Here is a 12952-nt window from a genome sequence, read left to right as displayed (position 1 = left end):
ATTTGCCGTTAGGTGTAGCGATACGGACGGCCCGCCTTTTCCATATCGGAATTGTACTGCTTGAAGATATCGACCACCTTCGCTTTTGTCGGGCTTTCGGCGGCGATCTCGTCCCAGAAAACGCGCGCGGCGGCCTCGACCGTGGCCCATTCGTCATCGGGGATCGATGTCAGTTCAAGCTTGGTGCCGTTGACGCGCAGGTTGGCTTCGCCACCCCAGTACCACCACTGGCGGTAGTAGTGCGACTGGTCACAACAGACACGGAACAGGGTTTGCAGGTCTTCCGGCAGCTCGTTCCAGCGCTCCATATTGGCAAAGAACGACCCGGCCCATGCGCCCGAGATGTTGTTGGTCAGGAAGTAGTTGGTCACGTCCGCCCAGCCGACGGTGTAGTCTTCGGTAATGCCGGACCACGCGATGCCGTCGAGTTCGCCGGTCTGCATTGCCACTTCGATATCTTCCCACGGCAGGGTCACCGGGATGACACCAAACTGGCTCATGAAGCGGCCAGCGGTTGGGAAGGTAAAGACGCGCTTGCCTTGCAGGTCTGCAAGGGAGCGGATCGGGTCTTTGGTGGCGAAATGGCACGGGTCCCATGCGCCCGCGCTGATGTGTTTGACGCCGACCTTGGAATATTCCTCGTCCCAGATCTCGTTCAGGCCGTACTGGTTGAAGAGCACCGGCACGTCGAGCGAGTAGCGGGAGCCGAACGGGAAGTAGCCGCCAAAGACGGTGACTTCGGTGGGAGACGCCATGGAGTCATCGTCCGACTGCACCGCGTCGATGGTGCCGCGCTGCATCGCCTGGAACAACTCGCCTGTCGGGACAAGCTGGTCGGCGTAGAACAACTCGATCTGCATGCGGTCGCCTGCGATCTTGTTGAACATCTCGATCGCGGGGTCGATCACGTGCTCGGCCAGTGCCGCGCCAGCATAGGTCTGCATGCGCCATGTGATGGTGGATTGGGCAATCGCGGGCGCGGCCAATGGGGCAGCGGCGGCTGCGACGCCGGCGGTTTTCAGGAACTTACGTCTTGTGGTCATTTTCAAATCCTCTCAGTTGGGTTGAAATGCCCCGTTTGACCGGGGTCTTCTGGGTTAATTTCCGTAGACGAGCCCGGGCAACCAAAGGGCGATTTCCGGGAAGATCATGACGATGGCAAGGGCGCAGACCATCACCAGCACGAACGGGATGATCGAGGTGTAGATGTCGCGCAGGCCGATCTCGGGTGGGGCCATGGCGCGCATCAGGAAGAGGTTATAGCCGAAGGGCGGGGTCATGTAGGCGATCTGGGTCGTGATCGTGTAGAGGATGCCGTACCAGATCAGGTTGAAGCCAAGTTCTCCGACGAGGGGCACGTATAGCGGTGCGACGATCACCAGCATGGCTGTGTCATCGAGGAATGTGCCCATGATGATGAAGCTGAGTTGCATCAGGATCAGGATCACCCACGGGTTCAGGCCAAGCTGTTCGGTGAACAGGCTTTCGATGGCCTTCACCGCGCCGAGGCCGTCGAAGACTGCGCCGAACGCGAGGGCGGCGAGGATGATCCACATAAACATGCAGGAGATGCCCAGCGTTTGTCGGACAGAGTTCTCGAACACCTCGCGTGTCATGCGGCCTTTGAGGATCGCGGCGAGCATGGCGGCCAACGCGCCGATAGCAGAGCTTTCGACGAGGGAGGTCCAGCCGTTCACGAAGGGCACCATCATCACGAAAAAGATGGCCAGCGGCAGGAGGCCTGCTGCGAGGAGACGGTATTTTTCGGCCTTGGGGATGTCCCGTTCCTCTTTGGGCAGGATCGGGCCGAGGGATGGGTTCAGTTTGCAGCGGATCGTGATGTAGATAATGAACATCGCGGCCATCATCAGGCCGGGGATTACGCCTGCAAGCCAGAGTTGGCCAACGGGTTGGCGGGCGATCATGGCGTAGAGGACCAGCACGACCGATGGCGGGACCAAGATGCCGAGGGAGGACCCGGCTTGTATGACCCCGGTGACCATCCGTTTGTCATATCCTCGCCGGAGCAGTTCGGGCAGGGCGATGGTGGCGCCAATGGCCATGCCTGCGACGGACAATCCGTTCATGGCAGAGATCAGAACCATGAGGCCGATGGTGCCCACGGCAAGGCCCCCGGAGAGGCCGCCCATCCAGACGTGGAACATTTTATACAAATCGTCCGCGATGCGGCTTTCGCTGAGGATGTAACCCATGAAAATGAACATCGGCAGGGTGAGCAGCGGATACCATTTCATCAGCTTCATCGCGGCGGAAAAGCCAAGGTCGTACCCACCCCGGTCGCCCCAGAGCAGGAACGCCGCGACCACGGCGACAAAACCAATCGCGCCAAACACACGCTGCCCGGTGAGCAGCATCAGCATCATGGTCGAGAACATGAGGATGGCGATCAGCTCGTACGGCATCAGACCTTGGCCCCCATGTCGTGCCCCTGCAGGCGCAGGATGTCTTTTGCCAGTTCGCAGAGGACTTGCAGCAGCATCAGGAAGATGCCGAGGACCATGATGGTCTTGATGGGCCAAAGATAGGGACGCCACGCGGTTGGGCTGCGTTCGAGGAAACCCATTTCGGCCTCCCCGGTGATAAGCCCGGCGAAAAAGCCGATGGGTTCAGACCCGAAATACCCCAGTGAATAGGCGGTCGAGGCAACACCGCCGTAAAAAAGGAACCCGAGATAGACCAACAGGAACACCACGGTCACAGCGTCGATCATCGCTTTGCGGCGGTCCGAAACCTCGCCGTAGATCAGGTCCATCCGTACGTTTGACCCCATCTGGATCGCATACGGCCCACCAAGGATATAGTAAGCCACCATTGCGAACTGCGCCATTTCAAGCGTCCAAAGTGACGGCAGAAAGAAGGTCTTGGAAATCGAAGACCACAGCAGAATGCCCATCATCACGAAAATGCCGTACATCACGATGCGTCCGATCACGCGGTTCAGCGGATCGATCAGTGCGACATAGCGTTTCAGAAGCCCAGTCATGTGGCCCTCTGCATTGCAAGCGCATGTGTCAGCATATCGGTCAGGATCTCGGCAAAGCGGGCGACGCCGTTTGGGTCGGAAATCAGATCGTTGCGCACTTCGATCATCACGTTTTGCAAACCTCGGGTGATCGCGTGTTCGCGCAGCGTATGTGTGACCCCGTCGGTGACGGAATAGGGTGCGTTCAGCTGCGTGTTAACGCCATTCGGGGCGGCGTCCAGCATGGCTTTGGCCAAACGATCATCGCTGTCATGCAGCAGGCCAAGCTGCACATCGCGTTTCTGACCGTGCCAGACCGGCGTGAAGGAGTGGATCGTGACCAAAGTTGGCGGCGATACGAACCCGTCAAGCGTGGTGTGCAGCGTCTGCCGGAACGGGTGGTAGACTTCGGCAATGCGCGCAACCCGGTCCGCTTCGCCAAGATGTGCGTTGCCCGGCACGTTGATCACTTCGGATTTCGCCGGAATGGCGTCTGGCGCGCTGGGCGGGCGATTGCAGTCATAGACCAATCGCGACACGCGGGAGGCGACCAAAGGGGCATCCAGCGCGTGTGACAATGCCATCGCCAGATCCCGGCCGCCAATATCCCACGCGGCATGGCTGAAGCGCTGGTCCGGAGACACGCCCAGATCCTTCAAGGAGGCCGGGATAAACGCGCTGGCATGTTCGCACACAAGGCACACAGGTGCCGCGCCGTCGGGATTGATAACCTCGGCGGCGGGGCCTTCGTCGATGCTCAGAATCGTATGAAGATCAGCGGTGCTCACGCTGGCATTAGGCGAGGTGGTCAAAGACCTGTCAAGCTATTTTGGTTGAAATATTTACTGCAATTTGGCAATCTGTAGAAATTGCTACAAACATGGGCAGACCGATGCCAAAGCCCCTTTCCGTCAAAGACCGTCTTCAGGATCAGGCCGCCGCGCTGACCCCGGCAGAGCGACAATTGACCGGCGTTTTGATGCGCGATTACCCGGTTGGGGGGCTGCAATCGATCACCAAGATTGCAGAGGCCGCAGGGGTGTCTACGCCAACCGTCATCCGCCTGGCACGCAAGCTTGGATTCGACGGATTCCCTGAACTGCAGGCCGCCATGCGAGAGGAAGCATCGGCCCAGTTCAAGACGCCCATCCGCAAACGTGACGGGTGGGATGACACCAAACCCGGATCAGCGGCCTTCAAAGCCTTTGCCGAAGCCGTCTTTGACAACCTGAGCCGGACCATCGACCGGCTTGAACCGGGCCGGCTTGATGCGTTGGCCGGTGTTCTGGCGGATACCGAACGGCGGGTCTATCTGACGGGTGGACGGATCACGCGGTCCAACGCGGATTACCTGTACAACCATCTTCAGATCATCCGGCCCGGTGTGACCCTGCTTGGGGCTTCACCGAATGTGTGGCCGCAGTATATTCTGGACATGGACCAACAGTCGGTCCTGATCGTTTTCGACATCCGACGGTATGAACGGGATCTGAAACGACTGTCCGAATTGGCCAAAGAGCGAGGGGCTGAACTTGTTCTGTTCACCGACCAATGGGGATCACCGATATCGCACCTTGCGGATCACGTGGTGAACGCGCTGATCGAGGTGCCATCAAGCTGGGATTCGACCCTTGCGATCAATCTGGTGATCGAGGCTTTGATCGCCGAAGTGCAGACCCGCGTTGCGGACAGCGCGCAGGACCGGATGGAAGCCTTGGAAGACATGTTCCAATCCACGCGGATCTTTCGCAAATCAACCTGACTTTGGATCGGTCGCAGTTTCGGCAAGACGGCTGTCCAGAAGCTGGCCCTCGCGGCGCAGAATCGGGTGGGCCACGGTCACAATCCACGAGTGTATTTCTTTCAGCGTGTAGGCTGTTTCGATATGCACATCACTGGACTCAAAGCTGTCCTCGTTCCCGGCGTTGAGGCGTTTCAGATGCGACTTGCGTGTCTTGCGTTCCAATCGGGCAATGTCGGTCTTCTGTTCCAGCAACAGCCGGGCACCGGACAGGTCATTGCTGACAAGAACGCTGGACGCGGTTGCAAGGTTCTGACTGACGCGGGCGTGCATGTCTGAAAGCTCCAGAAACCCGTCGCTGGAAAACTGAAGCCCGTTTTCCGATTTTTCCCGTGCAAGAGGCAGCAGGCGTTTGACCAGCAAATCGCCACACGCTTCCAGTGCAATCGCGTAATCGACAAGCGCGCGCAGTTCGCGTTTTTCTTCCTTTTGCATCGCGTGATGTGGAAGGTCGGCCGCAAAGACGCGGATTTCATTAAGCGCGGTGTTGAGGACCTTGTCTTCTTGGGTGATCGCCTGCGCGCGTGTGTCGTCGAAGGATTGGTAGAGTTCCATCGTCGGGGCAAACATCTCGGACAGCACATCGGCCATGCGGATCACTTCGCGGCGCAGGCAGGCCAGCGCGCGAACGGGGACATCGGTGGTGCCGGGATCAAGATGCGACTTATGAAGCGGTTTGATGTCGCGCGCCGTCGTCAGATCGGGAAGCAGCTTCAACAGCAGCGCCTCGACCGGCAAGGCGCAGAATATCAAACCAAGCACCAGTGTATTGAACGCGATATGGACGACAACAAGCGTGGCACCGTTGCCAAGCGAGTCAAACTGCGGTGGCACGCCGAACGCGTCGATTGCAATGGCCGCTGCGATGGCCGCACAGCCGCGCAGCATCAGGTTGGCCAAGGGAATGCGCCGGGTCGCCGGATCGGTATTGCGCGTCAGCCAGACAGGGATCACCGCAGAGCCAAGATTTGCGCCCAACACAATGGACACCCCAGCGGCAAGCGGCAGCGCGCCCATGCCCACCACAGCCACTGTCATCAGGATCGTGGCGACCGAGCTGTGCATGACAAAGGCCAAGGCCGCACCGGTGATAAACGCGGTCACAAAGTCGCGTTCGAAATAGGCGGCAAGCGCAGGCAGGACCGCACTGTCCCGAATTGGTTCAACCGCTTCGCGCAGGTATCTGAGCGCGATCAGGATCAATGCGATCCCCAGAATGATGCGTCCGGCCTGTTTCCAACTGCGGGTCTGGGATTTCAGAAACAGCAATCCGCCCAGAGTCAACAAAAGTGGCACAAGCGTTTCGACACGCAGGGACAACAGCATGATCAGCAAGGCTGACCCCAGGTCGCCACCCAGAACCATGGCCAATCCCGGCACAAAGCCCACACCACCTGTTCCGGCAAAACCCGCCACCAACAACGTGACCGCCGCAGAGCTTTGCAGGATCATCGCCATCACCAGCCCAGAGGCCATCATCGTCAGCGGTGATCTTGGCCGACTGACCGTGCGGTGCAGGCGTGGCCCCAAGGCCCGCTCAATGCCTGTGCGGACCATGCGGACGGCAAACAGGAGAAGCAGGACAGCACCGGCTAGATGAAGGAGGAAGATGAGAATTTGCATATAAACGGATCGGTTTTCAGTAGAGCGCGAGGATCATCACGCCCGTTGCGACAATAGCAGCGGCCAGAAGACGGCGGTGTGCGGGGCCTTCGCCCATGTAGATGACGCCGATCAGCGCGGCAAAGATCACCGACGTTTCGCGGACCGCCGAAACAATGCCAATCGGGGCAAGTGTCTTGGCAAAGAGTGCAAGACCATACGCCAAACCTGAAATTACACCACCCGTCAAACCAAGCATCTGGGTTTTTAGGGCCATCGCGCGGTAACGTTCAACCCGCGACGCCATAACAAAGACCGCGACGCAGATTTCGGCGGCAAAGAGCCAGACAACATATCCCACCGGTGTGCCAGACGCGCGAATGCCGATCCCATCGACGATCGAATAGGCGGCAATGATTGCCGATGTCAGGAGTGCTGCCCCGATGCCGCGTTTGTCTGCATTCCGCACCGTGGCCAACACCATGATACCTGCCGAGATGGCAAGGATGCCAGACCAGGCGATCCAGCCCAGTGTCTCGTCGGCCCAGATCATGGCACCCAACGCCACCATCACGGGCGCGGCACCGCGCGCAATCGGATAGACAAGCGACAGGTCGCCGAACCGGTAAGAGATATTCAGGAAATAGTAATAGGCCCAATGGATGACCGTTGACGCGGCGATGTACCAAAAGGCGACACCGTTCGGGATTGGCACGAAGGGCAGCAACAGGATCGCGGGCAGGCAATGGCCTAGCGCGATGAGACCAAGCGTGACTGTCCTGTCACCAGAGGCTTTGACCAGCGCGTTCCAAAGCGCGTGTAACAGCGCGGCCAACAGAACAATGCCGAGAACGGCAGGGCTCACGAATGGGCCTTGATGGCGTCAATGACGATAGAGAGGGCGGTGTTGAGATCTGTCTTGTCGATCGTCATCGGCGGCGACAGCGTCAGCACATTGCTTGCGCTGATCTTGAAGCTAAGCCCCTGTTCAAGGCAGGAATAATAGATACGCTCAGCGCGGTCGGGATCGGGGGTGCGGCTGTCCCGGTCGGTCACGATCTCGATCCCGAACATCAGGCCACGCCCGCGGATGTCTCCGACATGGGGGTGGGTGTGCAGGTCGCTTTGCAGACGGTCTTGTGCATGTGCGCCAAGATGTGCGGCCCGGTCGACCAACCCTTCCTCTTCGATGATATCCAGCGTGGTCAGCGCCGCTCGGGCTGTGATCGGGTTTTTTTCGTGCGTGTAATGCCCGATGGCGTAGTCACCGACGACATCCAGATCGTGCCGCGCAATGACCGCCGCAAGGGGCAGCATGCCGCCGCCAAGGGCTTTGCCCAACACCACGATGTCGGGCTGAATGGCATCATGATCATAGGCGAACATCTTGCCCGTCTTGCCAAGGCCCGTCGGGATTTCATCCATGATCAGCAGCGCGCCATGTTTGTGACAGGCCGCTTGCACGGCCTGCCAGTAGCCGGGCGGGGGCACGACCGGGACGGCCCGCATTGGTTCCGCAATCACCGCAGCCACATCGCCTTCGCGTTGCAAGGCAAACTCGACCATCTTGGCGCAGGCCAGACCGCAACTGTCGGGCCCCGGATGCCCGTAGGCGCAATGGTAGCAGTGAAAGGGCGCGACATGCTCTGCCCCGGGCAAAAGTGGCCCGGCGATGTGGCTGCGGAATGTGGCTTCGCCACCCACACTGGACGCACCAAAGCCGGCGCCGTGGAAGGCATCCCAGAAGCTGATGGTTTTGAATCTGCCGGTTGCGGCACGGGCAAGACGCAGGGCGACTTCGACCGCGTCGGAGCCGCCGGTTGTGAAAAGCACCTTGCTCAGGTCGCCGGGGGCCAGCGCGCCAAGCCGTTCGGCCAGCGTGACAGAGACGTCATTGGTGAACCGGCGGGGCGAGAAGGGCAGCGCGTCGATCTGGTCCTTGACCGCCTGAACAAGGCGTGGATGGCCGTAGCCGATGTGGTGGACGGAGTTGCCGTGGAAATCCATGAACCGACGGCCTGATGTGTCTTCGATCCAGATGCCTTCGGCCTTGGCGATGGTGCTCAGGCAGGGAGAGGACAGCGACTGGTGCAGAAACGCGTTTGCGTCCCGGGCAAGAAGATCACGCGTTTCGTTGTGCGTTTCGCGGGCTGACCATTCCGCCCGCGCGGCGCTGGTGTTGGCTTCGCCTTCTGTGTGGCGCTCAAGCATGGGCCACACGTTCCAGCAGCGGAATATAGTGACTGAAGGGTGGGGTTGTCATGTCGGGGTCTTTGCCGCCTTCGTCCCAAAGGCGCACGCGGACCGCTTCGCGAAAATGCGGCACTGCCTCGAATGCGGCGACTTCCTGATAATTCATCGGGCCGCCTTGAAGCTCAAGCGTGTGCACTGAAGCTTCGGACAGCTTGTCAAAGTAGCCGGGGTCGGTGGCGCAAAGATACCGTTTCGCGGCAACATGCAGGCGCACACAATCCACGATCACGGGCGGGAAGAAATGCTTCAGCACGTCTGCCCCGGCTTCATCATGGTGATTGTCCTCGGTATCGTCCGGCGAATAGGGGCCGAATTCCGAGGTGTAATGGCCGATGTCGTGGAGCAAGGCCGCCGCGATCAGTTCGTCGGGCGCGCCCGCGTCTTCGGCCAGTTTCGCGCCTTGCAGCATGTGCTGGGCCATTGTCACGGGTTCGCCCAAATAGCTTTCGGCCCCGCGCCGTTCAAAGATGTCGGCGATGAAGGCAACGATGTTTTCGCGGGTTGGCGTCATGACGCCTCCAATGTCGAAAGGGTGGACAACAGCCCGTCCTTGTCGGCGTAGCACCCTTGCAACCACCGCATTCCGCCCGACGAAAAGGCATTGCGGGCATGCAGGACGCGGGTGTTGTCGACGATGAAGGCCTCTCCGGGATCAAGGCGAAATGTGATCTGGCTGTCAGGCGCGTCTATGATCTCGCCAAGGCGGCGCAGCGCGGCGTACCAGACACCCATGTCGTCAAACGGGATGTCGGTGACGGCCGCCATGGAGCGGTTGTTGAAGCGGATCGCAATGACTTCGCCGTCAGGATTGCGTTCGATGACGGGGCGTTTTGAGGTCAGACGCACGCCCGAGGACCCGGCATATTCGAACCGGGCCGGATAGCGGGCAAGGGCTTCAAAGCCGTCGGGGTTTTCCTGACGCAGAGTTTCGGCGGCGGCGAAGCCATCAACCACACCGCTCTCGCCGCCTTCGACGGTATTTTCCAGACACGCCAGGATCTGCAAACCCGGCACCGGATCGCGGTACGGGTTGTCGGTGTGCGCTTGCAGGCCAAGATTGGTGTAAGCGAGGTTCGTCGGGTTGATCTCGGACCGGACCTCGAACCAGCGGCCATAGTTGGTTTCGCGGATATAGCCGAAGAGGTTGACCACCTTTTCAAGACTGCCAGAGGTGGTTGGCAGACCGTGAACCTTGGCCACCCCGTCGCGGCGCACGGCGGCGAGCCATTGGCGCAGAGCGTCCGGATTTGACTGCAAGTCGCCCAACCCGGCGCAACGGATTGTGTGATCACCGCGCCAAAGCGTGATGGCGTCGGACCATGGGGTTGCCACGTGAGCGCGATCATAGGCGTGGGTGCGCAGCCAGTCTTCCGGAAAGCGGGTCACATGGCCGTTGGAGAACGTGACGTTCAGCACATCACCATGCGACTTTGCGCCTGTCACGCGAATGCCGCTGGGTATCTCGGACAGTGCGATGAGGCGCTGGCCATTTCCGGCGTCACGCGTGGCCTCGTCTTGGGCGTTGTCCCGCAGCCAGATCGCGTGGAAGCGGGCCGACATGCCATCGGCCCACTTTGCGCGGATGGCGTCACCATCCGCGATGATATCGGCCGATTTTAAGGCCACGGCAGGGAATAGGTTTTGACGTTGGTGAAGAACTTCATCGCTTCGATCACGCCTTCCTTCACGCCGTTGCCGCTGTCCTTGATGCCGCCGAAGGGGGACATTTCGATGCGGTAGCCCGGCTGTTCCCAGATATTGCAGGTGCCGACGTTGAGACCGTTGATATAGGCAATCGCGCGGTTCAGGTCGTTGGTGCAGACGCCTGAGGAGAGGCCGAAATCGGTGCTGTTGGAGATGCGCATGACCTCGGTGTCGTCGTCCGGCACGCGCACGATGGGGATGATGGGGCCGAAGGTTTCTTCCATCACCAACTCTGAGTCGTGCGGGACATGATCCACCACGATGGGCGGAAGGAGTGCGCCTTGGCGTTCTGGATGGTAGAGGATGTTGGCACCTAGATCGGCGGCCATCAGAACGCGCTTTTCGAAGAGTTCGGCGGCTTGGGCGTGGATCACGCAGCCGAGTTCTGTGGCAGGGTCTTGTGGGTCGCCGAATTTGATCTTTTTGGCTTTCTCGACCACCAGTGGCACAAACTTGTCCGCGACGCTTTCCTGCACCAAGATACGCTTGATTGCCGTGCAGCGTTGGCCGGAATTGCCGGTGGCCCCGGCAACGGCGATGGTCGCGGCTTGGTCGAGGTCTGCATCGCTCAGGTCGTTGCAGATGATCAGGGGATCGTTACCGCCAAGTTCGAGCGCGGTGCGTTTGTAGCCTGCCTTGGACGCGATGAGTTTGCCCACAGGCACACCGCCGGTGAAGGTGATGATGTCGATGTTGTCGTTCGTCACCATTTCGTCGCCGATATCGGCGGGCATTCCGGTGACGACCTGGAACATCTCGGGTGGCAGGCCCGCCTCGTAAAGGATATCTGCCAACGTCAGCGCGGTGAGCGGCGTCAGTTCCGTCGGTTTGCACACCATGCAGTTGTTCGTCGCAATCGACGGGGCGATCTTGTGGCTGACCATGTTGAGCGGGTGGTTGAACGGGGTGATGGCGCTGATCGCCCGCACGGGTTCGCGCATGGTGAAGATCTTGCGCGCCTTGCCGTTGTGGGTGAGGTCACAGGAGAAAATCTCGCCATCGTCCTTGAGCGCCTCTGCGGCGGCGAATTGGTAAACGTCCTGCGCGCGCTTGGTCTCGTAGAGGCTGTGCTGGTGGCAGATGCCCAGTTCCAGCGTCAGCCATTTGGCAAGGTAGTCGCGGCGTTCGCCGATAATTTCCCCGGTGCGTTGCAGGATCTGGCTGCGTTCGTAGCGGGTGAGTTTGGATTGGTAGTTCGCCGCAATCTCGAAGGCTTTGCGCGCATGTTCGGCGGTGCCCATGGGGACGGTGCCAATCACCTCGTTCGTGTAGGGGTAGCGGACTTCGAGGCGGTCTTTGGTATCCACCTTTTCACCGCCGATGCGCATCTGGTCGTGACGGATTTCGGTCATGCGTCCACCTCTTCCAGGGCTGCTGCGGCGGTGGCGTAGAAGAACGCGTCGAAATTGCGGAGCGTGGGGGCGTTGGGCAGGTCGATCTTGCGGTTCACGATGAACGGGACCTCCTGTTCGGTCAGCCCGCCATGGCTGCGCAGGGGTTCCTTGAGGGCGGCAAGGTCGTGGCGGTGGGCGGAGGTGCCGATGGTCATGTTCTCGGTCGAAATCATCACGATGTCGCCGATGCGGTCCGGGGGCAGGTCGTATTTCTGGACGGCGGTGGCCTTGCGCACAACTTCGAGCATTTCCGGCAAAGCAGACAGGCGCGCGATGATGTCGGCGTGGTCTGCGCCGTCGGGCAGGTAGGCTGTCGCAAATGCACCCAATGCCCCGTGGTGCACGACGTACGGGTCGGTGATCGGCAGGATCACCCGCGCGGCAGCTTCGCCAAGCCAGTCGTCCAGCACGTCCTGCACATAGATCACGGCTGGGTCGCCATTGGCGTCGTGCTTGGGCTTCATACCGTGGTCGGCGGTGACGACGATGGCTGCGCCCATTGCGTCGAGTTCGGCGAGGTATGTGTCGAACATCGCGTAGAAGTCTTTTGCGCCCGCCTCATTGGGGGCGAATTTGTGCTGGATGTAGTCTGTTGTGGACAGGTACATCACGTCCGGCTTCCATTCCTTGAGCAGCTTCACGCCGGCGGCGAAGACGAATTCGCTGAGTTCCGAGGAATAGACCTCTGGCACCGGCAGGCCCATCCAGGCGCTGGCGTTGTCGATGCCGTGTTCGGCCTTGGTGGTGGTGTCGGATTTTTCGGTCGAGAACGCGATGGCGCGGTCCTCATTGAATTTGAGACCTGCCCCCAAGAGAGCACGCAGTTTGTCCTTGGCGGTCACAACGGCAACGCGCGCGCCTGCTTCGTAGTATTTGGAGAAGATCGTTGGCGCGCGCAGGAAGCGGACGTCGTTCATCATCACCTCCTCACCCGTTTCGGGATCATACAGGAAGTTGCCGCAGATGCCGTGGACGCTTGGCGGGCGGCCTGTGGCGATGCTCATGTTGTTGGGGTTGGTGAAACTTGGGATCACCGAATGGGCGAGACGGTCTGTCCCGGTTTCGCGGATGCGTTTGAGCGTGGGCATCAGGCCTTCAGCAATCGCAACCTCAAGGTATTCGGGTTCACAGCCATCCAGACAGATCGCAATCGCGCAGGTTTTCGGGATGGCGTAGGTGCGGTCGTTGGCGACCACGGGGTTTGTAATGGGCATG

At 60.1% G+C, this 12952-nt stretch carries 12 protein-coding genes; 1 reads left to right on the top strand and 11 read right to left on the bottom strand.

Annotated features, from left to right (window positions below; all coding sequences use genetic code 11):
* Positions 1-8: 8 nt before the first annotated feature.
* The 4 genes from MWU54_RS16045 to MWU54_RS16030 are packed head-to-tail and all read right to left on the bottom strand — an operon-like array spanning position 9 to position 3771.
* Positions 9-1043, bottom strand: a complete 1035-nt coding sequence (locus tag MWU54_RS16045; RefSeq protein WP_247085718.1) for a TRAP transporter substrate-binding protein — start codon at positions 1041-1043, stop codon at positions 9-11.
* A gap of 54 nt (positions 1044-1097) precedes the next feature.
* A complete protein-coding gene (locus MWU54_RS16040) occupies positions 1098-2423 on the bottom strand; it encodes a TRAP transporter large permease subunit (RefSeq protein ID WP_247085716.1) in 1326 nt (441 codons plus the stop codon).
* Positions 2423-3004 carry a TRAP transporter small permease subunit gene (locus MWU54_RS16035; protein ID WP_247085714.1) on the bottom strand — a complete coding sequence of 194 codons (582 nt, stop codon included), beginning with the start codon at positions 3002-3004 and terminating at the stop codon, positions 2423-2425. The genes MWU54_RS16040 and MWU54_RS16035 overlap by 1 nt, the downstream gene beginning before the upstream one ends.
* Positions 3001-3771: an N-formylglutamate amidohydrolase gene (locus tag MWU54_RS16030; RefSeq protein WP_247085712.1), complete on the bottom strand. Its 771-nt coding sequence runs from the start codon at positions 3769-3771 to the stop codon at positions 3001-3003. The genes MWU54_RS16035 and MWU54_RS16030 overlap by 4 nt, the downstream gene beginning before the upstream one ends.
* 104 nt (positions 3772-3875) lie before the next feature.
* Here MWU54_RS16030 and MWU54_RS16025 point away from each other — a divergent pair, with 104 nt between their 5' ends.
* On the top strand, positions 3876-4745 hold the full coding sequence (locus tag MWU54_RS16025) for a MurR/RpiR family transcriptional regulator (RefSeq protein WP_247085710.1): 870 nt from the start codon (positions 3876-3878) through the stop codon (positions 4743-4745).
* On the opposite strand, the gene MWU54_RS16020 is transcribed toward MWU54_RS16025, so the two are convergent.
* Genes MWU54_RS16020 through phnA form a run of 7 tightly spaced genes read right to left on the bottom strand, consistent with a single transcriptional unit; the run spans position 4737 to position 12951 of the window.
* Positions 4737-6407: a Na/Pi cotransporter family protein gene (locus MWU54_RS16020; RefSeq protein WP_247085708.1), complete on the bottom strand. Its 1671-nt coding sequence runs from the start codon at positions 6405-6407 to the stop codon at positions 4737-4739. The two genes, MWU54_RS16025 and MWU54_RS16020, sit on opposite strands and share 9 nt — an antisense overlap.
* 16 nt (positions 6408-6423) lie before the next feature.
* Positions 6424-7251: a DMT family transporter gene (locus tag MWU54_RS16015; RefSeq protein ID WP_247085706.1), complete on the bottom strand. Its 828-nt coding sequence runs from the start codon at positions 7249-7251 to the stop codon at positions 6424-6426.
* Positions 7248-8597, bottom strand: coding sequence for an aspartate aminotransferase family protein (locus MWU54_RS16010; RefSeq protein WP_247085704.1), 1350 nt, complete (start codon positions 8595-8597; stop codon positions 7248-7250). The genes MWU54_RS16015 and MWU54_RS16010 overlap by 4 nt, the downstream gene beginning before the upstream one ends.
* The gene (locus MWU54_RS16005) at positions 8590-9150 is read right to left on the bottom strand and encodes an HD domain-containing protein (protein ID WP_247085702.1); all 561 of its coding nucleotides are present in this window, start codon (positions 9148-9150) and stop codon (positions 8590-8592) included. The genes MWU54_RS16010 and MWU54_RS16005 overlap by 8 nt, the downstream gene beginning before the upstream one ends.
* Entirely contained in the window at positions 9147-10265 is a 1119-nt protein-coding gene (locus tag MWU54_RS16000) for a TauD/TfdA family dioxygenase (RefSeq protein ID WP_348647665.1), read from the bottom strand. Before MWU54_RS16000 ends, MWU54_RS16005 begins: the two co-directional genes overlap by 4 nt.
* Positions 10256-11695, bottom strand: a complete 1440-nt coding sequence (gene phnY / locus MWU54_RS15995; RefSeq protein WP_247085700.1) for a phosphonoacetaldehyde dehydrogenase — start codon at positions 11693-11695, stop codon at positions 10256-10258. Before phnY ends, MWU54_RS16000 begins: the two co-directional genes overlap by 10 nt.
* Positions 11692-12951 (bottom strand): phosphonoacetate hydrolase, encoded by a 1260-nt coding sequence (gene phnA, locus MWU54_RS15990; protein WP_247085698.1) that lies wholly within the window; start codon positions 12949-12951, stop codon positions 11692-11694. Before phnA ends, phnY begins: the two co-directional genes overlap by 4 nt.
* Position 12952 lies beyond the last annotated feature (1 nt).

The organism is Marivita sp. S6314 (assembly GCF_023015985.1).
In the GTDB taxonomy this organism is placed as follows: domain Bacteria; phylum Pseudomonadota; class Alphaproteobacteria; order Rhodobacterales; family Rhodobacteraceae; genus Marivita.
This window is presented reverse-complemented; position numbering and strand designations above follow the sequence as displayed.